This is a genomic window from Hufsiella ginkgonis (genome assembly GCF_009834915.1).
Lineage (GTDB): Bacteria > Bacteroidota > Bacteroidia > Sphingobacteriales > Sphingobacteriaceae > Hufsiella > Hufsiella ginkgonis.
The window spans coordinates 372,415-397,034 of sequence record NZ_WVHS01000004.1 but is presented as its reverse complement, the minus strand read 5'-3'; the positions used below and the strand labels follow the sequence as shown (position 1 = coordinate 397,034).

24 protein-coding genes are annotated in these 24,620 nt (G+C 50.8%); 14 read left to right on the top strand and 10 right to left on the bottom strand.

Annotation, left to right across the window (positions count from 1 at the left end; translation table 11 throughout):
- The first annotated feature begins 4 nt into the window (after positions 1–4).
- The gene (locus GS398_RS18000; protein WP_160908200.1) at positions 5–724 is read left to right on the top strand and encodes a LytR/AlgR family response regulator transcription factor; all 720 of its coding nucleotides are present in this window, start codon (positions 5–7) and stop codon (positions 722–724) included.
- Here the strand turns inward: GS398_RS18000 and GS398_RS17995 are convergent.
- Positions 707–1,171 (bottom strand): MarR family winged helix-turn-helix transcriptional regulator, encoded by a 465-nt coding sequence (locus tag GS398_RS17995; RefSeq protein WP_160908199.1) that lies wholly within the window; start codon positions 1,169–1,171, stop codon positions 707–709. The two genes, GS398_RS18000 and GS398_RS17995, sit on opposite strands and share 18 nt — an antisense overlap.
- 238 nt (positions 1,172–1,409) lie before the next feature.
- Here GS398_RS17995 and hemA point away from each other — a divergent pair, with 238 nt between their 5' ends.
- The 13 genes from hemA to GS398_RS17930 all read left to right on the top strand — a co-directional run bounded on the left by hemA (position 1,410) and on the right by GS398_RS17930 (position 14,553).
- Positions 1,410–2,636, top strand: coding sequence for a glutamyl-tRNA reductase (gene hemA, locus GS398_RS17990; protein ID WP_160908198.1), 1,227 nt, complete (start codon positions 1,410–1,412; stop codon positions 2,634–2,636).
- Between the two features lie 6 nt (positions 2,637–2,642).
- The gene (gene hemC / locus GS398_RS17985) at positions 2,643–4,247 is read left to right on the top strand and encodes a hydroxymethylbilane synthase (protein WP_160908197.1); all 1,605 of its coding nucleotides are present in this window, start codon (positions 2,643–2,645) and stop codon (positions 4,245–4,247) included.
- Between the two features lie 92 nt (positions 4,248–4,339).
- Entirely contained in the window at positions 4,340–5,311 is a 972-nt protein-coding gene (gene hemB / locus GS398_RS17980) for a porphobilinogen synthase (protein ID WP_160908196.1), read from the top strand.
- A 2-nt stretch (positions 5,312–5,313) separates the two neighbouring features.
- Positions 5,314–6,621, top strand: a complete 1,308-nt coding sequence (gene hemL, locus GS398_RS17975) for a glutamate-1-semialdehyde 2,1-aminomutase (RefSeq protein ID WP_160908195.1) — start codon at positions 5,314–5,316, stop codon at positions 6,619–6,621.
- 32 nt (positions 6,622–6,653) lie between these two features.
- On the top strand, positions 6,654–7,529 hold the full coding sequence (locus GS398_RS17970) for a sensor histidine kinase (RefSeq protein WP_160908194.1): 876 nt from the start codon (positions 6,654–6,656) through the stop codon (positions 7,527–7,529).
- Positions 7,519–8,223 (top strand): response regulator transcription factor, encoded by a 705-nt coding sequence (locus tag GS398_RS17965; RefSeq protein ID WP_160908193.1) that lies wholly within the window; start codon positions 7,519–7,521, stop codon positions 8,221–8,223. The genes GS398_RS17970 and GS398_RS17965 overlap by 11 nt, the downstream gene beginning before the upstream one ends.
- The gene (gene hemE / locus GS398_RS17960; protein WP_237488239.1) at positions 8,223–9,293 is read left to right on the top strand and encodes a uroporphyrinogen decarboxylase; all 1,071 of its coding nucleotides are present in this window, start codon (positions 8,223–8,225) and stop codon (positions 9,291–9,293) included. Before GS398_RS17965 ends, hemE begins: the two co-directional genes overlap by 1 nt.
- 4 nt (positions 9,294–9,297) lie before the next feature.
- Positions 9,298–9,834 carry a CopD family protein gene (locus GS398_RS17955; protein ID WP_160908192.1) on the top strand — a complete coding sequence of 179 codons (537 nt, stop codon included), beginning with the start codon at positions 9,298–9,300 and terminating at the stop codon, positions 9,832–9,834.
- Positions 9,835–9,971: 137 nt separating this feature from the next.
- Positions 9,972–11,096: a lipid A deacylase gene (locus tag GS398_RS17950; protein ID WP_160908191.1), complete on the top strand. Its 1,125-nt coding sequence runs from the start codon at positions 9,972–9,974 to the stop codon at positions 11,094–11,096.
- A 218-nt stretch (positions 11,097–11,314) separates the two neighbouring features.
- The gene (locus GS398_RS17945) at positions 11,315–11,884 is read left to right on the top strand and encodes an RNA polymerase sigma factor (RefSeq protein ID WP_160908190.1); all 570 of its coding nucleotides are present in this window, start codon (positions 11,315–11,317) and stop codon (positions 11,882–11,884) included.
- Positions 11,874–12,662: a hypothetical protein gene (locus tag GS398_RS17940; protein ID WP_160908189.1), complete on the top strand. Its 789-nt coding sequence runs from the start codon at positions 11,874–11,876 to the stop codon at positions 12,660–12,662. Before GS398_RS17945 ends, GS398_RS17940 begins: the two co-directional genes overlap by 11 nt.
- A 5-nt stretch (positions 12,663–12,667) precedes the next feature.
- Complete coding sequence (locus GS398_RS17935) at positions 12,668–13,486, top strand: outer membrane beta-barrel protein (RefSeq protein WP_160908188.1); 819 nt, start codon at positions 12,668–12,670, stop codon at positions 13,484–13,486.
- A 71-nt stretch (positions 13,487–13,557) separates the two neighbouring features.
- Positions 13,558–14,553 (top strand): ABC transporter ATP-binding protein, encoded by a 996-nt coding sequence (locus tag GS398_RS17930; protein WP_160908187.1) that lies wholly within the window; start codon positions 13,558–13,560, stop codon positions 14,551–14,553.
- 7 nt (positions 14,554–14,560) lie between these two features.
- On the opposite strand, the gene GS398_RS17925 is transcribed toward GS398_RS17930, so the two are convergent.
- The 9 genes from GS398_RS17925 to ilvB all read right to left on the bottom strand — a co-directional run bounded on the left by GS398_RS17925 (position 14,561) and on the right by ilvB (position 24,606).
- Entirely contained in the window at positions 14,561–15,235 is a 675-nt protein-coding gene (locus GS398_RS17925) for a TMEM175 family protein (RefSeq protein ID WP_160908186.1), read from the bottom strand.
- Between the two features lie 50 nt (positions 15,236–15,285).
- Positions 15,286–16,536 carry a threonine ammonia-lyase IlvA gene (gene ilvA / locus GS398_RS17920; protein WP_160908185.1) on the bottom strand — a complete coding sequence of 417 codons (1,251 nt, stop codon included), beginning with the start codon at positions 16,534–16,536 and terminating at the stop codon, positions 15,286–15,288.
- Position 16,537: 1 nt separating this feature from the next.
- The gene (locus GS398_RS17915) at positions 16,538–17,701 is read right to left on the bottom strand and encodes a 2-isopropylmalate synthase (RefSeq protein ID WP_160908184.1); all 1,164 of its coding nucleotides are present in this window, start codon (positions 17,699–17,701) and stop codon (positions 16,538–16,540) included.
- 20 nt (positions 17,702–17,721) lie between these two features.
- Positions 17,722–18,798, bottom strand: a complete 1,077-nt coding sequence (gene leuB / locus GS398_RS17910; RefSeq protein ID WP_160908356.1) for a 3-isopropylmalate dehydrogenase — start codon at positions 18,796–18,798, stop codon at positions 17,722–17,724.
- Between the two features lie 93 nt (positions 18,799–18,891).
- On the bottom strand, positions 18,892–19,482 hold the full coding sequence (gene leuD, locus GS398_RS17905) for a 3-isopropylmalate dehydratase small subunit (protein WP_160908183.1): 591 nt from the start codon (positions 19,480–19,482) through the stop codon (positions 18,892–18,894).
- Positions 19,483–19,487: 5 nt separating this feature from the next.
- Positions 19,488–20,903, bottom strand: coding sequence for a 3-isopropylmalate dehydratase large subunit (gene leuC, locus GS398_RS17900; RefSeq protein WP_160908182.1), 1,416 nt, complete (start codon positions 20,901–20,903; stop codon positions 19,488–19,490).
- A 104-nt stretch (positions 20,904–21,007) separates the two neighbouring features.
- Positions 21,008–22,066: a ketol-acid reductoisomerase gene (ilvC, locus tag GS398_RS17895; RefSeq protein WP_160908181.1), complete on the bottom strand. Its 1,059-nt coding sequence runs from the start codon at positions 22,064–22,066 to the stop codon at positions 21,008–21,010.
- Between the two features lie 121 nt (positions 22,067–22,187).
- A complete protein-coding gene (ilvN, locus tag GS398_RS17890; RefSeq protein ID WP_160908180.1) occupies positions 22,188–22,796 on the bottom strand; it encodes an acetolactate synthase small subunit in 609 nt (202 codons plus the stop codon).
- Positions 22,797–22,869: 73 nt separating this feature from the next.
- Complete coding sequence (gene ilvB, locus GS398_RS17885) at positions 22,870–24,606, bottom strand: biosynthetic-type acetolactate synthase large subunit (protein ID WP_160908179.1); 1,737 nt, start codon at positions 24,604–24,606, stop codon at positions 22,870–22,872.
- Between the last annotated feature and the right edge of the window lie 14 nt (positions 24,607–24,620).

Here is a 24,620-nt window from a genome sequence, read left to right as displayed (position 1 = left end):
AATTATGAAAATCAGGACCATCATCGTAGACGACGAGCCCCACGCCATTGAAGTGATCGGGAACTATCTCCGGAAATTTACCGAGATTGAGCTGGTAGCCACCTGTGGCGATGCGATCCAGGCATTCCAGCTCCTGCAGCAAAAGCAGGTAGACCTCATGTTCCTCGATATAAAGATGCCCGGGTTAACGGGTACTGAGTTACTGAGAAATCTCAAAAACCCGCCAAAGGTGATCTTCACTACCGCTTACATGGAATACGCGGTGGAAGGATTCGAGCTGGATGCGGTTGATTACCTGCTGAAACCGGTGTCGTTCGATCGTTTTATCCGCGCCATCGACAAGGTTTTTAAGCAGCACCAGATCAAGACCAACGTTTCTATCTCGGCCCAGGCGCCGCTGGCGGATAAGAACATTTTCCTTTACCTGAAGGTCGACCGGAAAATGATCAAGCTGAACGTGGAAGAGATCTTATGGGTGGAGAGCCTCAAGGATTATATCAAGGTGGTAACCCGCGACCGTACGATGCTGAGCAAACAGAAGATCAGCGTGTTGGAGGAACTGCTGCCGGCGGATAAATTCGTGCGCATTCACCGGTCGTTTATTATCCCGGTGGATAAGATAGCCAGCTATTATTCACATTGCGTGGAAATCGGCGACCGCGAGATCCCTATAGGCAGGAACTATAAAATGGACCTTCAGCGTAAGCTAACATTCAGGCAATAGCAGCTGCATGAACTTCACGATATCGGGCGCCAGCCCGGTCTCAGTTTTAAAAAAGTCTGTTTCCATCTTCGTCACCACGTTTAACGCCTTTGCCAGCAGGTCTTCCCCTTTCCGGGTGATCACCACGAAATTCGTACGCGCATCGCCGGATTGTTTTACCCGCTGAAGGAGCTTTTTGCGCTCCAGGCTGGTCATCACCCTGGAGGTCATCATCCGGTCGATCCGGGCATGCGTTGCCACCTGGTGCTGGTAAATGTTATCGTTTTTTTGTTTAAGCCATTCGGTCACCGCAAGCACAACAAACTGTGTATAAGTAAGGCCGTGAACCGCCAGTTCCTGGTTTACTTTTCGTTGCCAGCACATGGCGATCTGCCACACGAGGAACCCCGACGATTCTTCAATACGGCCATAAGGGAATACAACCGGCCGGGTGCTATCCTGATTCATGAGTATGATTTTTTGACGGTGTAACAGGAGGCTAATATGAATAAATTCCATCAACAACTAAAATAATTTATTCTAATAGGATAAATTATTGATTCATTGTTTTTGTTGTAAATTAGGGATCGCCTGGCACAGGCTAATTTATAAGCGTTCTAAATTGGCCTGTTTTACAAAGAGGTGACAGATGCCGTGAGGTAGATCGATACTTTTGTTGGGTTCAAAACTAAGATTTTAACAGGCGTTGAAATATCTAAAGGTAATAGCGTTTACGCATAAGTACATCGATTTAAAAGACTTAGGGAGGTTCGTGATCTGCAACGAAACATTGGAGAGCAGGTTAGGAAGCGTTAAGGCTAAGTTTGGCATTCCTGAAATATTTTACGTTGGTACCTGTAACCGGGTAGAATTCGTGTTTTATGCGGAGCAGCAGCTCACCCCGGATTTCGTAAAGGATTTTATTTCCTCTCTTAACTTCTGTGTTACCGGAGATAAACTGGAAGGTATTGCCAGTCGTGCTTCCGTTTACGAAGATATGGAAGCGCTGAATCACCTGCTCAGGATCTCCTGTTCGCTCGAGAGCCTGGTAGTGGGAGAGAAGGAGATCCTCGCCCAGGTACGTAAAGCATATGAACAATGCAGGGAAGCCGGCTTAACCGGCGATTATCTCCGCATGGTGATGAGCCGCGTAGTAAAAACCGCGAAAGAGGTATATACCCATACCAATATCTCCCGCAAGCCGATCTCGGTAGTTTCGCTGGCTTACCGCAAGCTTCGGGATCTTAAGATGTGCTCCAATGCACGCATCCTGATCGTGGGTGCCGGCGAAACTAACCAGAATATTTCCAAGTACCTGCGTAAGCACAAGTTTTCGAACTTTTCTGTTTTTAACCGTACCCTGGCCAAGGCCGAACATATGGCACTGGAACTGGACGGTAAAGCGTTCGGGCTGGAGGACCTTAAGCATTACAAAGGCGGTTTCGACGTGATCATTACCTGTACCGGTGCTACCGAGCCCATTATTACCAACGAGATCTACCAATCTTTGCTGTCTGGTGAGACAGATAAGAAAGTGATCGTTGACCTTGCCATCCCCAACGATACCTGTTGCAAAGTAACCGAGTCCAACGCCGTTCATTTCATTGAAGTGGGCAGCCTGCAGGAAATCGCGCAGCAGAATATGCAGGACCGTTACGAGGAGCAAATCCATGCCGAGCGCATCATCGAAAGAAATATCCAGGAGTTTAAACCTATGTTAAAGCAGCGCCGGGTTGAACTGGCTATGCGCGAAGTTCCCGAGAAGATCAAAGCCATTAGAAGTACCGCGTTGAATTCCGTTTTTGCCGACGAACTACAGGGCATGGACGAAAATTCGCGCGAAGTGCTCGAGAAAGTAATTAATTACATGGAGAAAAAGTATATTAGTGTTCCCATGGTAATGGCGAAAGAAATATTGGTGAACAACTGTTAACTTAGAATGCCCGGACTTTCTACTTTTCCTTTTCATACAAAGATTATTATTGGAACCCGCGGAAGCGATCTCGCTCTCTGGCAAGCCAATGCGGTAAAACGGCAGCTTGAAGGCATTGGCCTCGTAGCAGAGCTGAAGATCATTAAAACACAGGGTGATAGCATTTTAAACCTCCGGCTTGATAAGCTCGAAGGCAAGGGTTTTTTTACCAAGGAACTCGAGGAGGAGTTGCTGAAAGGCACGATCGACCTGGCGGTACACTCCCACAAAGATCTGCCCACGGTAAACCCGCCGGGACTAATGGTCGCGGCCGTTTCTGAACGCGAAGATCCCTCCGAATTACTCCTGATCCTGAAGGATTGCGTAGAGCTGAACCAACGGCTGTCCGTGAAATATGGAGGCAGGGTGGGTACCTCGTCCAACAGGCGGAGAGCCCAGTTACTGGCGGTCCGTCCGGACCTGGAAGTAGCCGATCTGCGCGGGAATGTTCCTACCCGCATAGAGAAGCTTGCCGACGAGGATTACGATGCCATTATTATCGCCAAGGCCGGCGTATCGAGGCTGGGCGTTAACCTCGACCAATTCTATGTTGAAGAGCTCGATCCGACAGATTTTATCCCTGCACCCGCACAGGGCGTGCTCGCTATCCAGATCCGCGAAAACGACAAGGCCCTGTTCGAAAAGCTGCAGGCGCTGCATCATGCAGACGTGGCGGAAGAGATCGGCGTAGAGCGCGGTGTGCTTAACCTGTTTGAAGGTGGATGCCATATGCCTCTTGGCTGTTACTGCCGCAAGAACGATGATAAGTTCCAGGTATGGACCTCCAAAGCCGGGGAAGAAGAAGCCATACCCGATCGCCTTTTCCTGGAAACAGACAATACCGCCGGGCTGCCCGAGCGGATCGTCGCTAAATACGCCACCGAACGCAAACTTATAGAGAGTGTTTTTATTACGCGCGACCTGCCGGAAAGCAGTTACCTCCGGCAGTGGCTTACCAAACATTCGATCCACATCGACGACCGGTCGCTGATCCGTACCTTCCCAACCATCCATAAGCTTGATTCCTATATCCTCCGGAATGTTGACTGGGTGTTTTTCAGCAGCAAGAACGCCATCGAGTATTTCTTTAAACTTGACCCGCAATTTGCGAAAAAAACCAAGTTCGGGGTGATCGGCCGCGGATCGGAAGATGCGTTGCGCCGCCTGGGTAAGAAACCTGAATTTAACGGGGAGGAAGACGGTATAGATACCGCCGATATCGCCGAAGCGTTTGCCAAAATCGCCAACGGTTCTACGGTGTTGTTCCCGGGGGCAAAAGAGTCGCTCAGAACAGTGCAGCGGGCGCTTACACCCGATACTACCGTGATAGACCTCCCGGTATACGAAACCGTGATCGAGGATAATGTAGCTCAATCGTTTGCCAAAGTCCTGGTATTTACAAGCCCTTCTAATGTAGATGCCTATTTTGCCGATAATTTGCTTGAACCCGGCCAGCAGGTGATCTGTATCGGCCGTTCTACCGGCAAGAAGTTCGATGAAATGGGGGTGAAGTATACGCTGCCGTTCTCTCCTGATGAGATCGGCCTCGCGGAAGCGATATTTGCCTTATAAAGCTTGACATCCTGATGATGCTTTATACTCCCTTTTATAAAACTATAATCTGATATTTGCGGAGAATTTTTCAAAGCAAAACAGGTTAAGGTATGTTAAGCCGTCCGAGACGAAATCGAAAAAGTGAAGCTATCCGGCAAATGGTACAGGAAACACGCCTGCATGCTTCGAACCTGATCTTCCCGTTATTTATCACCGAAGGCGATCGCCGCAAGGACGAAGTATCGTCGATGCCCGGTATTTTCCGGCATTCTGTAGACGAGCTATTGAAGGAGGTGGAAAGCTGCTTAAAACTCGGGCTAACCACTTTTGATCTTTTTCCACACCTGGAAGAGTCGGTAAAAGACAGGTACGCCACAGAGAGCTACCGCGAAAATAGCCTCTATCTGCGTGCTATCCGGCAGGTTAAAGAGGAGTTCCCGGAAGCTTGCGTGATCACCGATGTGGCGATGGACCCCTATAGCAGCGATGGTCATGATGGCATTGTGGAAAACGGTGAGATATTGAATGACGAAACCTTGGAAGTCTTAGGCAGGATGTCCCTGGCACAGGCGCATGCCGGGGCAGACATCATCGCCCCGTCTGATATGATGGACGGCCGCGTCGGGTATATCCGTGAACTGTTGGATGCGAATGGTTTCAGTCATGTGTCCATTATGTCGTATTCTGCGAAATATGCGAGTGCCTTTTATGGGCCATTTCGTGATGCATTGCAATCTGCGCCAAAGCATGGCGACAAGAAGACCTACCAGATGAATCCTGCCAACCAGCAGGAGGCGTTGATCGAGGCCTCGCTCGATACACAGGAAGGTGCAGATTTCCTGATGGTGAAGCCGGCGCTGGCTTACCTTGACGTGATCAGGCTGCTGAAAGATAACTTCGACCTCCCTATTGCGGCATATAACGTGAGCGGCGAGTACGCCATGGTAAAAGCGGCAGCAAAAAACGGCTGGCTTAATGAACAGCGCGCAGTAACAGAAATTTTAATGAGCATCCGGCGCGCAGGCGCTTCTGCCATACTTACCTATCACGCGAAAGACGTGCTGGCAAATAATTGGATCTGATCATGATCAAAGAAGACATTTCCCGCGAGAAGTCAGCGGAGCTTTACGAAAAGGCCCGGCAATATTTCCCCGGAGGCGTTAACTCGCCGGTACGTGCCTTTAAATCGGTTTTTGGTACGCCGCTGTTTATCCGGAAGGGCGACGGATGTTATTTATGGGATGCCGACGGCAACCAGTTTATCGATTTTTGCTGTTCCTGGGGCCCGCTGATCCTGGGACATAATCATCCGTCGGTACGTGAAAGTGTGGTACAGGCCATCCAGAACGGCATGAGTTTCGGCGCCCCCACTATGCTGGAGAACCAACTTGCGGAACTGATCCTTACCCATAATAAACTGGTAGAAAAGATCAGGTTCGTAAGTTCCGGTACTGAAGCCGTGATGTCGGCCATCCGGCTTGCCCGCGGTTATACGGGGCGTGACAAGATACTCAAGTTTGAAGGCTGCTACCATGGGCATGCCGACAGCCTGCTCGTGAAAGCGGGGTCGGGATTGGTAACGCTGGGCGAAACCTCTTCGGCGGGTATACCTGCGGCTTTCGCGAATGAGACCATTGTGGCGCCGCTGAACGACCGTGAGGCGGTGCAGGAAGCTTTCCACACTTTTAGCGGCCAGATCGCCGCCGTAATTATTGAAGGAATTCCTGCCAATAACGGGCTGTTGATCCAGGATAAAGACTATATCGATTTCCTCAGGGAGATCACCTCCGCTAACGGAACGCTGCTGATCTTCGACGAAGTGATCACCGGCTTCCGGCTCGGATTTGAAGGCGCCGCCGCCTACTATGACATTCGGCCCGATATTCTTACTTATGGAAAGATCATCGGCGGCGGAATGCCCGTAGGTATGTACGGCGCATCAGCGGCGATCATGAGCAGCATATCGCCGGAAGGCCCGGTTTACCAGGCCGGTACGTTATCAGGTAACCCGGTCGCCATGGCAGCGGGTCTTGCCCAGCTTTCGGAATTGCTGCAGCCGGGTTTTTACGACGAGCTTAACCGGAAAACGGCCGGTTTTACAGGGTCCATACAATCATTTTTAACCGAACGGGGTTATCCATGCAAACTGTATGTGATCGGTTCGATCTTTTGGATCGCGTTCTCTGAACTGGAAATAAAGAAAGCCGGAGACATCGATCCTGCAAGTATGGAACGTTTCAGGGTGCTGCACCGGGAACTGCTTAACCGCGGTGTTTATTTCGGCCCGTCGGGCTACGAGGTGGGATTTATTTCTGCCGCTCATACCCCCGCCGTGCTGGAAACGGCGAAACAGGCGATATTTGATAGTTTCGATGTAGTATTTTCCAGCTGACGGCCAATAACCGTTAGCCAATAGCTAAGAAAATGAGAAAACCCCTCGCCATATTTTATTTCCTGATCCTTTACGCATTTGCGGAACTGGTCTGGTGGGGATATATCCTGATCAGGGAGCAACCTCACCGGAAGGGGATGATCCTCGGGGAAGGCGCCGTATTCCTGCTGCTTTTTTTCGTGGGAGCGCATCAGCTGCATAAGTCGCTGCGGAAAGAAAGAAAGCTGCACGCGCAGCAACGCAACTTCTTATTGTCGGTTACGCACGAACTTAAATCGCCGCTGGCTTCCATCAAACTATATGTAGAAACGATCCTGAAACGCCAGCTCGAACGGGAACAGGTACATAGCTTTTTACGGAAATCGCTGAAGGATATCGAGCGGTTAGACGACCTGGTGGAAAATATGCTCATCGCTGCCAAGATCGAGAACAAATCTTACAGCTTTCCCAAGGAAGAATTCAACTTTTCGGAGCTGGTGGTCCGCATCACCGAACGTTTGCAGGTACATACCTGCAGCACACAGACGATCCGTGCCGAGATAAAGCCGGATATCCTCCTGGTGGGAGATCGTTTTGCGCTCACTTCGGTGGTGACCAACCTGGTAGAAAACGCCGTAAAATATTCTCCGCCCTGTGCCGAAGTGCTGGTTACGCTTTCCAAAAACGGTCCGACGGTATCGCTCGAAGTTGCAGATCACGGCGCTGGTATCGAGGATGCGGAAAAACTTCGCATCTTTGATAAGTTTTATCGCGTGGGAAGTGAAGATACCCGTAAAACGAAAGGAACTGGTTTGGGCCTGTTTATTGTCAAACAGGTGCTCACACATCACCAGGCGCAGATCAGGGTGCGGAACAATAAACCTGAAGGAACCATTTTTGAAGTAATATTTAATACAAATGCCAACTAAAAAACGTATTTTACTGGTGGAGGACGAAGACCATCTGCTCGAAGCGATCAAGTTGAATCTCGAACTCGAGGGCTATAAAGTCACCACCGCGACCGATGGGAAGAAGGCGCTCAAAGTATTCAAAGAAGAACGGTTCAATCTCGTGATCCTGGATGTGATGCTTCCCGAAATCGACGGGTTCCAGGTGGCGGAAACCATCCGGCTGGAAAACTCGGAAGTGCCCATCATGTTCCTTACCGCGAAAAATACCAGTGAAGACAGGGTTACAGGTTTGAAGAAAGGAGCCGACGATTACCTCGTTAAGCCTTTCAACCTGGAAGAACTGATCCTTCGCGTAGGCATTCTCGTAAAACGCAGCCTGAAAGGCGATGACCTGAAAGAGCTTAACTCTTACCATATAGGCGATAAAACCATCTATTTCAACTCCTTCGAGCTGAAAAATGACGACGGCTCGATCACGCCGCTCACAAAAAAGGAAACCATGCTGCTTAAATTGCTGATCGAGCGGAGAAACGAAGCGGTATCGCGGGAGCAGATCCTGGAAACGGTATGGAACTATGACGTTTACCCCTCAACACGTACCATCGACAACTTTATTCTCACCTTCAGGAAATACTTCGAACCCGACCAAAAGAACCCTGTTTACTTTCATTCGATCAGGGGCGTAGGCTATAAATTTACCGACAATCATTAATGGATCACCAGCACATACCCGCCCAGGACCTTAAAATGCCCCGTGTGGAGAATTCTTTATTTATACGTTCCGCATTTTCACTGCCCGTTGAACGCCCCCCTGTATGGATGATGCGGCAGGCGGGCAGGTTTATGAAAGAATACTGGGAGATCAAAAACAAGTATTCTTTCCTCGAAATGTGCAAAACCCCGGAGATTGCAGCAGACGTGACCATGCTCCCGGTGAATTTGCTTGATATTGACGCCGCTATCCTATTTTCGGATATCCTCGTCACCGGCGAGGCCATGGGTGGCGACCTGAGCTTTACCAACGGCATCGGCCCGCGTTTTGCCAACCCGGTAAGAACAAAAGCCGATGTGGATAACCTCCAAACCGGGGTGCTGGATAAGCTTCAGTATGTGGCCGATGCCATTCGCGTGATCCGGGAGCGGCTAAACGGCAAGATCCCGCTGATCGGTTTCGCCGGGGCGCCGTTCACGGTGATGAGCTACCTGGTTGAGGGCGGATCGTCTAAGGACTTTAAGCTTACCAAGCTGATGCTGCACAATGAGCCCGAACTGGCTCACCGGCTCCTCTCGAAAATCGCCGTGGTGACCGCCGATTACCTGAACCTGCAGATCGAAGCCGGCGTAAACGCGGTACAGATCTTTGACAGTTGGGCGCAGGCGCTTTCGTGGGACGACTACCGGGAGTTCTCTCATTATTACATCGAACAGATCATTTCCCGGTTAAACCGGAAAGATATTCCTGTAATCTCCTTTTGTAAGGGAAGCTCCGTATTTGCACCGATGATGGCTGAAGCCGCCCCGGACGTGATCTCCGTGGACTGGAATGCCGACCTCCTAACTATCAAGCGGCAATTGCCTGAAGGCATCGCTGTACAGGGAAACCTGGACCCCCATATCCTGTATGCCGATAAAAAGGTGATCAAAGAAAGGATCCTGCAGCTGTTCGAGCGGATGCGTGGCCAGGACGGCTTTATCTTTAACCTCGGACATGGTATAATGCCTGATATTCCTTTCGATAACGTAAAATACGCTGTGGAACTGATCAAAGAATTCAGCTACTAGCCTGATGGAATATTACGGTTATCTGAAATCTCTCCACATTATCTTCGTGGTAAGCTGGATGGCCGGTCTTCTTTACATCGTCCGGCTATTTATTTACCATACCGAAGCGAATGATCGCGCCGAGCCCGACCGGCAGATCCTTCACCATCAATTTGTTAAGATGGAGAAGCTCCTGTGGAACGTGATCGCTACGCCGGCGATGATCCTGGCTGCGCTTACCGGTGTTTATATGATGATCGTGCTGGAGTGGTACCGCCAACCGTGGATGCTCGTAAAGCTCGGCTTCGTGATCGGGTTGCTGGTTTACCATTTCATTTGCCAGGGCATCGTCACCAAATTAAAGGAAGGGAATTCTGCCTGGACTTCCACCCAATTACGTATCTGGAACGAAGTAGCCACCCTTTTCCTTGTCGCTATCGTGTTCACGGTAGTGTTAAAAAGCGCGATGAACTGGATTTATGGAACGATCGGGTTCGTGCTCTTCGGGGTGATGATCATGATAGCAGTGAAGATCTACAAGTATTACCGGACGAAAGACTGAGTTAAGCGGCAATCAATCGGAGGCCGTTTCTACGGCAGCTTTTTAATCTTTATATTCCCAAGCCGCAGCTCATGAAGTACTGCTAATAATTTTAAGTGTTTATAACTCTTATATTTGCGATCTTGCATATCGCCTCAATGAAGAAGCTCCTATTTTTTTTTTGTTTTACTGTATGCTCCCTCCGCGTTTCCGGACAGCTGAGAAATGACAGCCTGGAGTACCGCATCCGTCCCGATTATTATCGTACCGGATCTCTTTACCTCAGCGTCAATAACTTTAACTTCCTGCGCAACTACGAGTTTTATAATAAGTTCCAGGACGGGTATACACTGTACGGTACCCAGCTTTCGCCCCAATTGGCCTATTACGCGAATCCGGAACTGGTGCTTACAGCAGGCGCTTTGCTGCAGAAAGACTTCGGGTCGGAGGGGATCTCTAAAACTTATCCTTTATTTAGTGTCAAATACCAAAAGGGAAATACCGCGTTGATCGCGGGAGCGCTGGAAGCCAATGTGAATCACCGGTTGATAGAGCCACTGTATGATTTCGAGAAAACCGTTAACGACCCGGTTGAATACGGCACCCAACTGGTGATCAGCAAACCTGCATTATTCTTGGATGCGTTTATTAACTGGAAACGCATGATCTACAAACCGTCGCCGGTACAGGAGCAGATCGTGGCGGGATTATCGTCCGACGTCCGCCTTGCGGCGGGAAAGAGGATCACATTTTCCGTGCCCTTGCAGCTTACCGCGTTCCACCAGGGAGGACAGATCGATACCATGGCCCGGCCGCTGCAAACGATCGTCAACTCGGCCGCTGGTGTAAAGCTGACGTTAAAGAGCAATGGTTTCGTGGGCAGCTGGCGGACGGAAAATTATTTCGTTACCTACAACGAATTATCTCCGGTTAAGATCAGGCCCTTTTCCCGCGGTACCGGCGCTTACCTCAACCTCGGGGCCGATACGCGGCTGGGGACAGTGCTTGCCAGCTACTGGAACGGGCAGGGCTTTATCGCGATAAACGGCATGCCCATCTACCAGTCACTTTCGCAACAGATCAATCACCCCGGTTATAGTGAAAAACACCGGGAGCTGCTGTTTTTACGTTACGCTTTCCAGAAGGACCTGACGCAGAATTTCAGGCTCGACTTTCGTGTAGAACCGGTATTTGACCTTGGCCCCGGCGGGAAAGCGGAGTTTTATCATTCGCTATTTTTGGTGTACAGGCAGGACTTCAGGATGGTTAGAAGTAATCAGTGATCAGTGATCAGTGATCAGTTGTCAGTGATCAGTTGTCAGTAATCCGTGATCAGTTGTCAGTAATCAGTGTCAGTGATCAGTTGCTGCATCACGCATAACGACCGGGATAGGAACTGATCACTGACAACTGATCACTGACCACTAAATGAAATTTTGATGAAATTTTATCACAGGATGCAACCAATATCCGGATTGCTACATCTTGTATTTAAATGTATATGAATTTGGAACATAAGTTTACTATAAACGACTTGCTCGAAGGGTGCAGGCGCGGCGAGCGCAAAGCCCAGGAGCTCTTATACAAAACGCTGGCATCGCGGATGCTGGGGGTATGTATGAGATATGCCAAAGACCAATACGAAGCTGAAGATATGTTACAGTTGGGTTTTGTGAAAGTGTTTAAAAAGGTATCGGAATTCAGGGGAGACGGGTCTTTTGAAGGATGGATAAGGAGGATCATGGTGAATACGGCCATCGAGATCTACCGTAAGAATCAGCGGATGCTCAATGTGGTCGACATCGACGAAGTATATGATGAGGCCCAAACAACATTCGATATGAACGGTTTGGAGACGAAGGACCTGTTGAAGCTCATTTCGCAACTATCTACAGGCTACCGGCTGGTATTTAACATGTATGTGATCGAAGGATTTTCGCACAAGGAGATCTCAGAACAGCTGGGAATCAGTGAAGGGGCCTCAAAATCCCAGTTATCAAGAGCAAGAGCTATTTTAAGAGAAAAGATCGTAAAAATGGAGGGTTTTAATTATGCAACCAATGTCGGATAAAGAACTGGACCTGCTTTTTCAACAGAAGTTCGATGATTTCGAGCCTGAAGTTTCGCCCGGGTTATGGGCAGGGATCGCTGAACAACTGGACGCCCGGCCTGTACAACAAAAGAAAACGAAAACGCGTACCATCCCGGTGTTCTGGATGGCTGCCGCCAGCGTAACCGTTGTAGCTTTTACCGGCCTGTGGTTGTTCTACCAACCAGGGAAATCCATTAAACTGCATGGTCAGCAGCCTGCGGAGGTTGTGGCATCGGCGAAAGATCCGGTGGCGGTAACCCCGGTAACTGGGCGGCCTGCGGTAAAGCAACCGGCAGCAGACGAGCCAGTGCCCAGCCGGTCGGCATCAACCATAACTGTGGCCCGTGCAGCAACAAGACCATCGGCTAAAAAGCCTTCCCTGCAAACGGTGCCTGAAGAGCAGGAGATCAGCAGCACGCTGGTGGCATCAACCGTAACCGAGGCATCGCAGGAGCCAGCGCAACCCACAGGACAACGGGCCATCCAGCCACTGGGTTATAAACATACCATCGAAGCCACCAGCGATGTGGCGATGGCCAACAACGTAAATATGCGCGAATCGGAAATTGCCGAACCTGCGCCGAAACGCAGGATCAGGTCGATCGGCGGATTGGTGAACTACGTGGTAGGCAAGGTAGATCCGCGGGATGATAAAGTGATCGAATTCAGGGACAGCGACGAGGGTACAGAAGTATCGGGCATCAACCTAGGTTTGCTCAAGATCAAAAGCAAGAACAATAATTCAACCAATAAATAAATATCATGAAACGCTTAGTTTTAACAATAGTGCTCGCAGCGACAGCTGCCATGGGTTATGCCGCTCGCCATATCAGCGTTGATTCTCCCGTCGATACCATAAAAACCAAGAAGAAAACAGTTACTGTAACCGTTGGCGCCACCGAAAACGGGATCGGGATAGAGAGCAAGCGCGACTCGCTTAAAAACCGCTCTAAGGCACCCGGCGCATCGTTTGCCTTAACGTTCGAGCGCTTCGATATCGGTTTCTCCAAGCTGGTAGATAACGGAAGCTTCACGCTATCTCCCGCCAACCAGTTCCTGGATTATAAATCGAGCAAAACCAGCAACGTCGGATTCGATATTCTCCAGTTCGGGTACCGGTTCACCAGCTATTTCAAGATCTACGTGGCAGGTGGTTTCGACTGGACGCATATCCGCCTCGAAAAAGATATCACCATCCTCAGGGACCAGCCGGTACTGAACTACTCGGTAGATGCCGTTGAATATGAGAAGAACCGTTTCTCTTCTACTTATCTCCGTATCCCCCTTGGCTTCGATTACCGCAGCAAAAGCGACCGGAGAGGGAAACGGTTCCACCTGGTGGCCGGTCCGGAAGTTGGATTCCTGCTCGGCGGAAAGGTAAAACAGGTGAGTGATGAAAACGGTAAACAGAAGTTTAAAGACGATTACCACTTCTCCGAGTTCCGTTACGGAGCTTATGCAAGGGTCGGTTACGGAGGCGCCGGCTTATTCTACAAACAATATTTTAACGATATGTTTGAAAACAGCCCCGCACAGAAAGGTCTTAAGAATATGGCCTTCGGTGTAATGTTTGGATTTTAAAATCAGTTCTATACATTTAACCCGCCCGGAGTTTCTTCGGTCGGGTTTTTTGTTTTCCGTATCTTCGCAGCATGTCGCCTGTTCCATTCCTCGAGCTAAAACAAGTTACCCGCCAGTACATGAATAACCTCGTATCGGGGGTACGGGAAATCAGCGTCGATATAAGTCAAGGCCAGGTGATTGCCGTGGTGGGCGAAAGCGGAAGCGGGAAAAGTACCTTATTGAAGCTGATCTACGGCCTGGTATCGCCGCAAAGCGGACAAGTGCTCTTTAAAGGCGAGGTAGTAATGGGGCCGGAGGAAAAGCTTATCCCGGGACACGACCGGATGAAGATGGTAACCCAGGATTTTGACCTGAACACCTATGCCAAGGTGTACGATAACATCGCTTCCATGCTTCCCAATACCAACCTGGAGAAGAAGCGTAACCGTTCATTGGCGATGATGGAACTGCTGCACATCGGCCACCTGGCAGATAAGCGGGTAGCCGACCTGAGCGGCGGCGAAAGGCAGCGCGTGGCGATTGCCCGGGCGATGATCACTGAACCCGAGGTGCTGCTGATGGATGAGCCTTTCAGTCAGCTGGATACGTTGGTAAAGAACATTCTCCGGGCCGATATTAAACGCTTAGCGCAGGAAACGGGGGTCACTATCATCCTGGTTTCGCACGACCCGGTGGATGGGCTGATGCTGGCGGAACAGTTAATCATCCTCCGTGAAGGAGCAGTGATCGAAACCGGTACACCTTCGAACGTATACAACCAGCCGAAACATCCGTATACGGGCGAATTACTCGGAAGTGCGAACGTACTTTCACCGGGTGAGGCTACCGCCATCGGCTTAAAGGCCAAAGGGTCACAAGTGTTGTTTTACCCCGAATGGGTATCGTTAAACGCCGGCTGGACAAACAGGTCGGCCCTCATAGAAGATGTCTCTTTTAAAGGGGCCCAGGAGGAAGTCCGGTTGTTGTGTAACGGCACCAGTTTCCGCGCGTTATGCAATGATCCTGGTAAATACCAAAAAGGGATGAAGGTGCATTTCACCGTCAGGCAGGTAACAGAATTTTAGCTTGCCGTTACTCCATGCCTTTTAAAAAGTATTTCCTCGATATTCTCGATGCCGCGGCGGTAAGCATCACGCCGGCTATGAAAATATACTGACGCTCTTCCGGTTGCAGGAAGAATGAAGAAACGGCTACCGAGACCAGGGTAACCAGAAAACCCGATAAGGTAATCCAAAATACCTTCAGCTCTTTTGTCTCTCTAACCACCGATACGTTTCTTCGCAGCGCGGGACGCTGCACCATGATATAGTACTGAAGCAGCTGCAGCGAAAGCATGCTGAAAAAGACCAGGAACAGGTAAATAACGGTCGGGCTGGTAAGCGAGCGATAATGCGTAATAAGCGAGGAGCCGAATGGAAAGAGGCCGATAAAGAACAGCAACAGCAGGTTGCGGACAACCAGGCCCGTATCATAATCTTTAAGCCGGCTGAAGATCTTCAGATGGCGGAACCAGATCACACCAATAAAGGTGAAGCTGATGATGTAAGAGAGGATAATGGGGCCAACGTGTTTAAACTCATGCCACAGATCGGCGTCTGATTTGATCTCAATGCCTTCGGGCATCTTAATTTCAATGGCCATCAGCGTGATTACGATCGCAAAAACGGCATCGCTGAATAATACCATTCTCTCAAGCTGAAACTCTCTGCGGATTTCGTCGGATGTGATTTCTTTGTCTTCTTTCATAACTTACCTGGTCACGAAGATAAATTATTTGAGGAGAACAAGGGAAAGGCTTATACCAGGTATTCGAACAGTGTCTGGTCGCGGTTAAGCTCTTTGTAGTCGAACCGGTGGGCTTGCATACGCTGTACCAGGGAGGCGTAGTCGTCTGACGATTTCAGCTCGATGCCCACCAAAGCAGGTCCGCTTTCGCGTTCCGTTTTTTTGATGAACTCGAAGCGGGTAATATCGTCATGCGGCCCCAGCACATGGTTAACGAACAGCTTAAGCGCCCCGGGACGCTGCGGAAAGCGGACGATGAAATAGTGTTTCAGTCCTTCGTAAAGCAGTGAACGTTCCTTTATTTCCTGCATCCGGTCGATGTCGTTGTTGCCGCCGCTTATTACACACACTACCTTTTTGCCGGGAAGCAAGTCTTTGCAAAGATCGAGCGCGGCTACGGACATGGCGCCTGCCGGTTCGGCAACGATCGCATCCTCGTTGTAAAGCTTTAATATGGCAGAGCAGACTTTCCCTTCCGGAACGAGCAATACCTCATCCAGCACTTCTTTGGCCAGGACATAGGTGAGCGCACCTACCCGTTTCACCGCTGCGCCGTCAATAAAGCGGCTTATTTCCGGGAGCGTGACCGGTTCGCCGGCATCAAAAGCGGCCTTCATAGACGGCGCCCCTTCGGGCTCTACGCCCAATATGCTGATCGATGGATTAAAGCTTTTAAGGTAGTGGCCCACGCCGGAGGCAAGCCCGCCGCCGCCCACGGGAACGATCACGAGGTCTGCGCCCGGCAGGTCTTCGGCGATCTCCATTCCTACGGTACCCTGTCCGGCCACGATCCGGCGATCGTCGAACGGGGGGATGAACGCCATTTCGTGTGCCGCCGCATAGGCGAGGGCTTCCTGCTGGCAATCGTCGAAAGTATCGCCGGTAAGCACGATTTCTATCGAGCTGTCGCCAAACATGGCCGTTTGTTTTACTTTTTGTTTGGGCGTGATCTCCGGCATAAAGATGATCCCTTTAATGCCAAGTCGCCGGCAAGAAAAAGCCACTCCCTGTGCATGGTTGCCTGCGCTTGCGCAAACGATGCCTTTTTCCAGCTGTGCTGCGGAAAGCGAGCTGATCATGTTATAGGCGCCGCGGATCTTGTACGAACGTACGATCTGCTGGTCCTCGCGTTTCAGGTAAACTTCGCAGTTATATTTTAACGAAAGCCCGTGGTTGTAGACCAGGGGCGTCCGGTTTACGATCCCGTTTAACCGTTTTTTAGCCGACTCAAAATCCAGCACTTCTTTATCCAGCGACTCCATGTTATTTGACTAAGTTTTCGGTTACGAGGCTGCGCAGGTCGTCATCGTCGATGTCCATCTTGTGGTCTGCCAGCGCCAGGAAATTTTTGTAAGCTTCGGCCAGGGCCTCTTTATCCAGTTGATAGCCAAGTCGTTCCAGGTGAAATTTTAATGCATGCCGTCCACTGCGTGCCGTTAGCACGATCGATGCGCTTGGAAAGCCAACATCTTCGGGTTTTATGATCTCGTAGTTTTCCCTGTTTTTCAGGAAGCCGTCCTGGTGAATGCCCGAGCTGTGTGCAAACGCGTTCGCACCCACAATCGCTTTGTTCGGCTGTACCGGCATGCGCATTTGCGAACTGATCATACGGCTCATTTCGAAAAAGTTAGCCGCTTTGATATGGGTGTGCAGGTTAACGGAATGGTGCGTTTTAAGGATCATCACCACTTCCTCCATCGACGTATTCCCGGCGCGCTCGCCAATGCCGTTGATGGTGCATTCCACCTGCCGTGCGCCCGCCTGTAAGCCCGCGATGCTGTTAGCGGTAGCCAGGCCGAGGTCGTTGTGGCAATGCACAGAAATGATCGCCTGGCCGATGTTATCCACGTTGTCTTTGAGGTACTTGATCCTTGCGCCATACTGTTCGGGCAGGCAATAGCCATTGGTATCGGGAATGTTCACCACGGTAGCGCCGGCGGCAATTACGGCGCGGATCATCTGGGCAAGAAATTCGATATCGGCACGGCCGGCATCTTCGGCATAAAACTCGATATCCTCTACAAACTGCTTGGCATATTTAACGGCTTCTACGCCACGGCGAAGGATCTCTTCGCGGGTGCTGTTAAATTTATGCCTGATATGCATGTCGGAAGAGCCGATCCCGGTATGGATCCGCGGACGTTTAGCAAATTTAAGCGATTCCACCGCCGCATCGATATCACCTTTGTTGGCACGCGTTAACGCACATACCACCGGGTCTTTTACGGCTTTGGATATTTCTACCACGCTTTGGAAATCACCCGGGCTGGAGATCGGGAAACCAGCCTCGATAATATCCACGCCCAACAGTTCCAGCGACTTCGCGATCTCTACCTTTTCAGGGGTAGTCAGTTGGCAACCCGGTACCTGTTCGCCGTCGCGAAGGGTGGTGTCGAATACATAAATACGGTTTGGATCGTGTAGCATAGGGGTGTTTCTTTATAATGTTACCGCTTGACGAGTTCTACTATTTTATTGCCCATCTCGTTAGTTCCCAGGATATCGGATGGATCTGTGCCGTTACCTGCAATGTCTGAAGTACGGAATCCCAGTTTAAGCGCCTTATCCACCGCATCCGTAACTTGTTTCGCTTCTTCCTTGAGGCCAAAGGCGATCTCGAGCATCAATGCTGCTGACAGGATCGAAGCCAGCGGATTGGCTTTGTTCTGTCCTGCAATATCGTGTGCCGAGCCGTGGATCGGTTCGAAAAACCCGGTGCCGTCGCCCACAGACGCAGAGGCCAGCATCCCCATGGACCCGGCTATCTGCGAAGCCTCGTCGGTCAGGATGTCGCCAAACAGGTTCGCGGTTAGCACCACGTCGAATTTCCCGGGGTTTTTTACCAGCTGCATGGCCGCGTTATCGATAAACATGTGCTCGGTTTCTACATCCGGGTATTCTTTCGCGATCTCCTGTACCACTTCGCGCCATAAGCGTGAAGCTTCGAGTACATTCGCCTTATCTACCGAACATAGCTTTTTACGTCTTACGCGTGCCGCCTCATACGCTTTCCGCGCGATACGCTCCACCTCGTAGCGATGGTAGATCATGAGATCGGAGGCGGTGTTACGATCTTCGCTGCGGTTTTTCTCGCCAAAATATACATCGCCGGTTAGTTCGCGGAAGAAAAGAATATCCGTTCCTTTCAAGATCTCCGGTTTAAGGCTCGAGGCGCCCAGCAGTTCGTCGAATAACAGGATGGGGCGAAGGTTCGCATACAGCCCAAGCTCTTTCCTGATCTTTAGCAGGCCCTGCTCCGGGCGTACTTTTAATGTAGGATCATTGTCGTATTTGGCATGACCTACCGCTCCGAAAAGGATCGCATCGCTGCGTTTCGCTTTTTCAAGCGTTTCATCCGGCAGGGGCGTGCCTGTTGCTTCGATGGCCACGTGACCCATCAACGCCTCTTCGTACGAGAATTCGTGACCAAAATCTGCAGCGATCTGTTCAAGCACCGCCTTGCCCCAGGTAGTCACTTCCGCACCGATGCCATCCCCGGGGATGACAAGTATATTTTTAGTTATCATGTTTCGTTTGGTTGTCAGCTATCAGTGATCAGTGATCAGTTTTATCCCCGCCCATAGCGGGACCGAGGCTAACTGACCACTGACCACTGATTACTGATTACTTTCAAATTCCTCAATCAGTTCCTTATTACTCAGGATATAATCGATGTCATCATACCCGTTTATCAAACAGGCTTTTTTATAGGGATTGATCTCGAACGTTTCTTCTTTGCCGGAATGGTGGAGGAAGATCGTTTGTTTCTCGAGGTCGACTTCAACCAGGGTATGGGCATCTTTTTCGATGGCGGCAAAGATGCTTTCGAGAAAGCCATCGCTCACCTGCACCGGCAGCAAGCCGTTGTTGAGGGCATTGCCTTTAAAAATATCGGCAAAGAAGCTGCTCACTACTACGTCGAAGCCGTAATCGGCCAGCGCCCAGGCGGCATGTTCGCGGCTGCTTCCGCAACCGAAGTTCTTCCCTGCAACCAGTATCTTACCGCTATACAGCGGCTGGTTCAGCACGAAGTCCGCTTTTGGTTGCCCGTCGCTCTCATAGCGCCAGTCGCGGAAAAGGTTACTTCCGAACCCATCGCGCGTAGTGGCCTTCAGAAACCTCGCGGGAATGATCTGATCGGTATCGATGTTCTCTACCGGCAGGGGAACCGCCGGGGATTGTATGTTCTTAAATATTTTAGTTGCCATGATTCCTAAATCAGTTCCGGTTCTTCCAATAATTCGCGCACGTCGGTGATCCTGCCGGTAATTGCGGCTGCAGCTGCGGTGAGCGGGCTGGCCAGGAATGTGCGGGCGTTAGGGCCCTGGCGTCCTTCAAAGTTCCTGTTGGAGGTTGATACGCAGTATTTTCCTGCCGGGATCTTGTCTTCATTCATGCCGAGACAAGCGCTGCATCCCGGTTCTCTCAGGTGAAAACCGGACGCCTCGAACACTTTGTCGAGACCCTCACGGATCGCCTGCTGTTCTACCTGTTTCGAGCCGGGGACGATCCATGCCGTAACATGTGCCGCCTTGGTGCGGCCTTTTACAAATTCCGCCACCTGGCGAAGGTCTTCGATGCGCGAATTGGTGCAGCTGCCGATAAATACGTAATCGATGGGTTTATCGAGCAGGGTTTGTCCGTCTTCGAGGCCCATGTAGTTTAACGCTTTCTTATAAGAAGGTTGCTCGTGCACCTCTACCGCACCCGTTTCCGGGATGTGCCCGGTAATGCCGATCCCCATTCCGGGGTTGGTGCCGTAGGTGATCATCGGTTCGATATCTTCGGCCGCGAAGTACAATACTTTGTCGAACTGCGCGTCGATATCTGAATAAAGTGTCTTCCAATAAGCCAGGGCTTTATCCCATTCTTCGCCTTTGGGAGCAAATTCGCGGTCTTTTACGTAGTTGAACGTGGTATCGTCCGGGGCGATCATTCCACCACGGGCACCCATCTCGATGCTCATATTACAGATGGTCATGCGGCCTTCCATGCTCAGTGAACGGATGGTTTCCCCCGCATATTCCACGAAATAGCCCGTTCCCCCGGCTGCTGAAATTTTCGAGATGATGTACAGGATGATGTCTTTTGCGCCTACGCCGGTCGTTAGCTTGCCGTTCACTTCGATCTTCATCCTTTTGGGACGCGACTGCAGCAAACATTGGGTAGCCATTACCTGCTCTACTTGCGAAGTGCCGATACCGAATGCGATGGCGCCGAAAGCGCCGTGGGTCGACGTGTGACTATCGCCGCATACGTAAGTGTTGCCGGGTACAGTAATACCGAGCTCCGGGCCGATCACGTGTACGATTCCCTGGAAGGGATGCCCGAGCCCATAGAGCTCTACTCCAAACTCGTTGCAGTTTCTCGTCAGCGTATCTACCTGGAAACGCGAAAGCTCTTCCTTAATAGGAAGATGCTGGTCAACCGTAGGTACGTTATGATCGGCTGTGGCTACCGTTTGTCTGGGCCTGAAAACGGGGAGCCCGCGCTTGCGCAGCCCGTCGAATGCCTGCGGGCTCGTTACCTCGTGAATAAAGTGCGTGTCGATGTACAAGATATCCGGGAAACCATCTTTGCTGCTTACCACATGCGCGTCCCAGATCTTGTCGAATAGTGTTTTTCCCATGAATCTTTCGGTTGTCAGTGATCAGTAATCAGCAGTCAGTTCCCAGCCGCCGTCTTTCGCATTGGGATAGAAACTGATTACTGATTACTGATCACTGGTTACTGTTATGCTTCTACCACCTGGTTCTCAGGTCTTAAGCTTCTTACGGTCTTGCCCGACTGCCACATTTCGCTGTCGCGAAGCTCGGCAAGTTCGGCGTCTAATTTTACGCGGTAATCCGGCTGGCTGTTTGAATCGATCGAGCGCTGCGACTCCTTGCCGGTTGCAACGCTTTCGTAAAGCTCTTCGAAAACCGGCTTGGTGGCATCGCGGAACTTTTTCCACCAGTCTAACGCGCCGCGTTGTGCGGTGGTAGAGCAGTTGGCGTACATCCAGTCCATCCCGTTTTCTGCCACTAACGGCATAAGGGATTGGGTCAGCTCTTCAACGGTTTCGTTAAACGACTCGGAGGGGCTGTGCCCTTTACTGCGCAATACTTCATATTGTGCCGCGAAAATACCCTGGATACAGCCCATCAGGGTGCCGCGCTCGCCGGTAAGGTCGCTGAATACTTCTTTACGGAAGTCGGTTTCGAACAGGTAACCGCTGCCTACCGCGATACCGAGGGAAATTACACGCTCGAAAGCACGGCCGGTAGCGTCCTGGAAAATGGCGAAGCTGGAGTTGAGGCCTCGGCCTTCGAGGAACATCCTGCGCAGCGAAGTGCCCGAACCTTTTGGTGCGACCAGGAACACGTCTACGTCGGCAGGAGGGATGATGCCGGTCTGTTCTTTGAACGTGATACCAAAGCCATGCGAGAAGTAAAGGGCTTTGCCCGCAGTTAAGTGTTTTTTAACAGTTGGCCACAGCTCGATCTGGGCGGCATCACTCAGCAGGTAGCAGATCACGGTTCCTCTTTCGAGGGCTTCTTCAATTTCGAACAGCGTTTCGCCGGGTACAAAACCATCGCGAACAGCCTTATCCCATGTTTTTGAATTTTTACGCTGACCAACAATCACGTTAATGCCATTGTCTTTCTGGTTTAGCGCCTGTCCGGGGCCTTGTACGCCGTAGCCGATCACTGCTACAGTTTCATTTTTCAGGATCTCCTGTGCTTTTGATAACGGAAACTCTTCACGGGTTACTACGGTTTCTTCGGTACCCCCGAAATTTAATTTTGCCATTGCGTTTTGGTTTTACGTTGTACGTTTTACGTTGTACGTTTTGTATAGTAATTAATTATTGATATTTCAGTTTAACGGGACAGGCACGCCCAACGTCCGGCGTGAACGCCTAACCCTTATTTTACATAGTAAACACCTTCTCCCTGCTGTTCAGGAATTCATTTTCGATCACCTCCTGTCCCGGGTCGATGCGTTCAAATTCACGGATCTTGCGGTTAAAGCCGTCGCTGTGTTTAATGATGGCTACCCTGGCGCTGCGTACAAACTCGATCAGTCCATAGGGTTGTAATACCTTGATAAGGGCGTCGGTTTCTTCCCGGTGACCGGTTGTTTCAAATACGGTGTAATCTTTGCGGATCACTACGGCGCGTGCACCGTTTTCACGAAGCAGGCGCTCGACACTCGCTTTTTCGGCGATCACATCGGTGGGCACTTTGTATAGCGCCAGTTCCTGCCAGATCACTTCATCATTGGTGTTGTAGTACACTTTTAGTACTTCCACCTGTTTTTCGATCTGGCGGGAGAGCTTGCGTACCACATCCTCCGTTTCGGTGATCACGATATTGAAGCGGTGGATGCTTTCGATCTCCGAGGGGGAGGTGTTCAGGCTGTCGATATTGATCTTCCGGCGCGTAAAAATGATCGCGATCCGGTTTAACAGGCCGATCTGGTTTTCAGTGTAAACGGTTATATTAAATTCCTGCTTAAAAGGCTGATCTTGTGCTGTCATGTTTTTTTAGCTGATAGCTAATAGCTGTTGGCTGTTAGCGCGGGTACGACTCATTATTTTGTTCCTGCTCTATTTATTTAAGACGGATCTCGCTCACGCTGCATCCCTGGGGCACCATCGGGAACACGTTGTTCTCTTTCGCCACCATTACTTCGAGCAGGAAAGAGCCTTTATGGCTAAGCATTTCCTGAAGGGCGCCTGCGAGATCTGCGCGGTCGGAGATGCTCTTCCCGTCGATATAATAGCCTTTCGCCACCTGTACGAAATCTGGGCTGGTGATGTTTACAAATGAATAACGTTTTTCATGAAACAGCTGCTGCCATTGACGGACCATGCCGAGGAACCGGTTGTTCAGGATCATGATCTTTACATCAATGCCGCTCTGCATGATGGTACCGAGTTCCTGTAACGTCATCTGGAAGCCACCGTCGCCAATAATGGCGACTACCGTTTTATCCCGGGCGCCAAATTTTGCGCCGATGGCAGCAGGAAGCGCGAAGCCCATGGTGCCAAGGCCCCCGCTGGTGATGTTGCTGCGTGTGTTGTTAAACTTCGCATAGCGGCAGGCCACCATCTGGTGCTGGCCCACATCGGTTACAATGATAGCTTCCCCTTTGGTTAACTCGTTCAGCTGGTAGATCACTTCGCCCATGGTCAGTTCCCCGGATTGCGGGTGCAGTTCCTGGTTGATCACGATTTCCTGTTCCTGCTCATCGAACTCACGGAACCTGGCCAGCCACCCGGTATGTTGCTTAGGCTCAAGTAACCGGGTGAGAAGCGGCAAAGTCTCTTTGCAATCGCCCCATACAGGAACGGTTGTTTTCACGTTTTTGTCGATCTCCGCAGGGTCGATATCGAGGTGTACCACCTGTGCCTGTTTGGCATATTTATCGAGCCTCCCGGTTACACGGTCGTCGAAACGCATGCCAATGGCGATGAGTACGTCGCATTCATTGGTCATCACGTTAGGGCCGTAATTGCCGTGCATACCCAGCATCCCAACATTTTGAGGGTGGTCCGTGGGTATTGCGCCGGCGCCCATGATCGTCCATGCTGCAGGGATCCCGCTTTTTTCTACCAGGGCTTTAAATTCGCTTTCTGCACGGCCGAGCAATACACCCTGCCCCCAGATGATGAACGGCTTTTTCGCATTGTTGATCAGTGCCGCTGCCTGTTCGATATATTCTTTACGTACGATCGGTTTAGGGCGATAGCTGCGGATATGGCTGCAAGGGATGTAACCTTCATAGTCGAACTGCTGTAGCTGTGCATTCTTGGTGATATCGATCAGCACCGGGCCCGGCCTGCCGCTTTTGGCGATATAAAATGCCTTTGCCAATACCTCCGGGATCTCGGTCGCGTCGGTTACCTGGTAGTTCCATTTGGTTACCGGGGTAGTGATGTTAATCACGTCCGTTTCCTGGAACGCATCTGTTCCCAACAGGTGGGCGAACACCTGCCCGGTGATACATACCAGGGGCGTGCTATCGATCTGTGCATCGGCCAGGCCTGTTACCAGGTTGGTGGCGCCCGGTCCGCTGGTAGCGAAAACGACGCCCACTTTGCCCGACGAGCGTGCGTAACCCTGTCCTGCGTGGATGCCTCCCTGCTCGTGGCGTACCAGGATATGGGTCAGCTGTTCCGAATAATCATACAGCGCGTCATAGATAGGCATGATCGCACCTCCCGGGTATCCGAAGATCGTGTCCACTCCCTCTGCGATCAAGGCATCCAGCAATGCCACTGATCCCGAAACTTTCCTGGTTTCCTTTTTCTCGGCAGCTGGTAATTCTTGTTGTAGCGTCTCCATATTCTTGTTTGGTT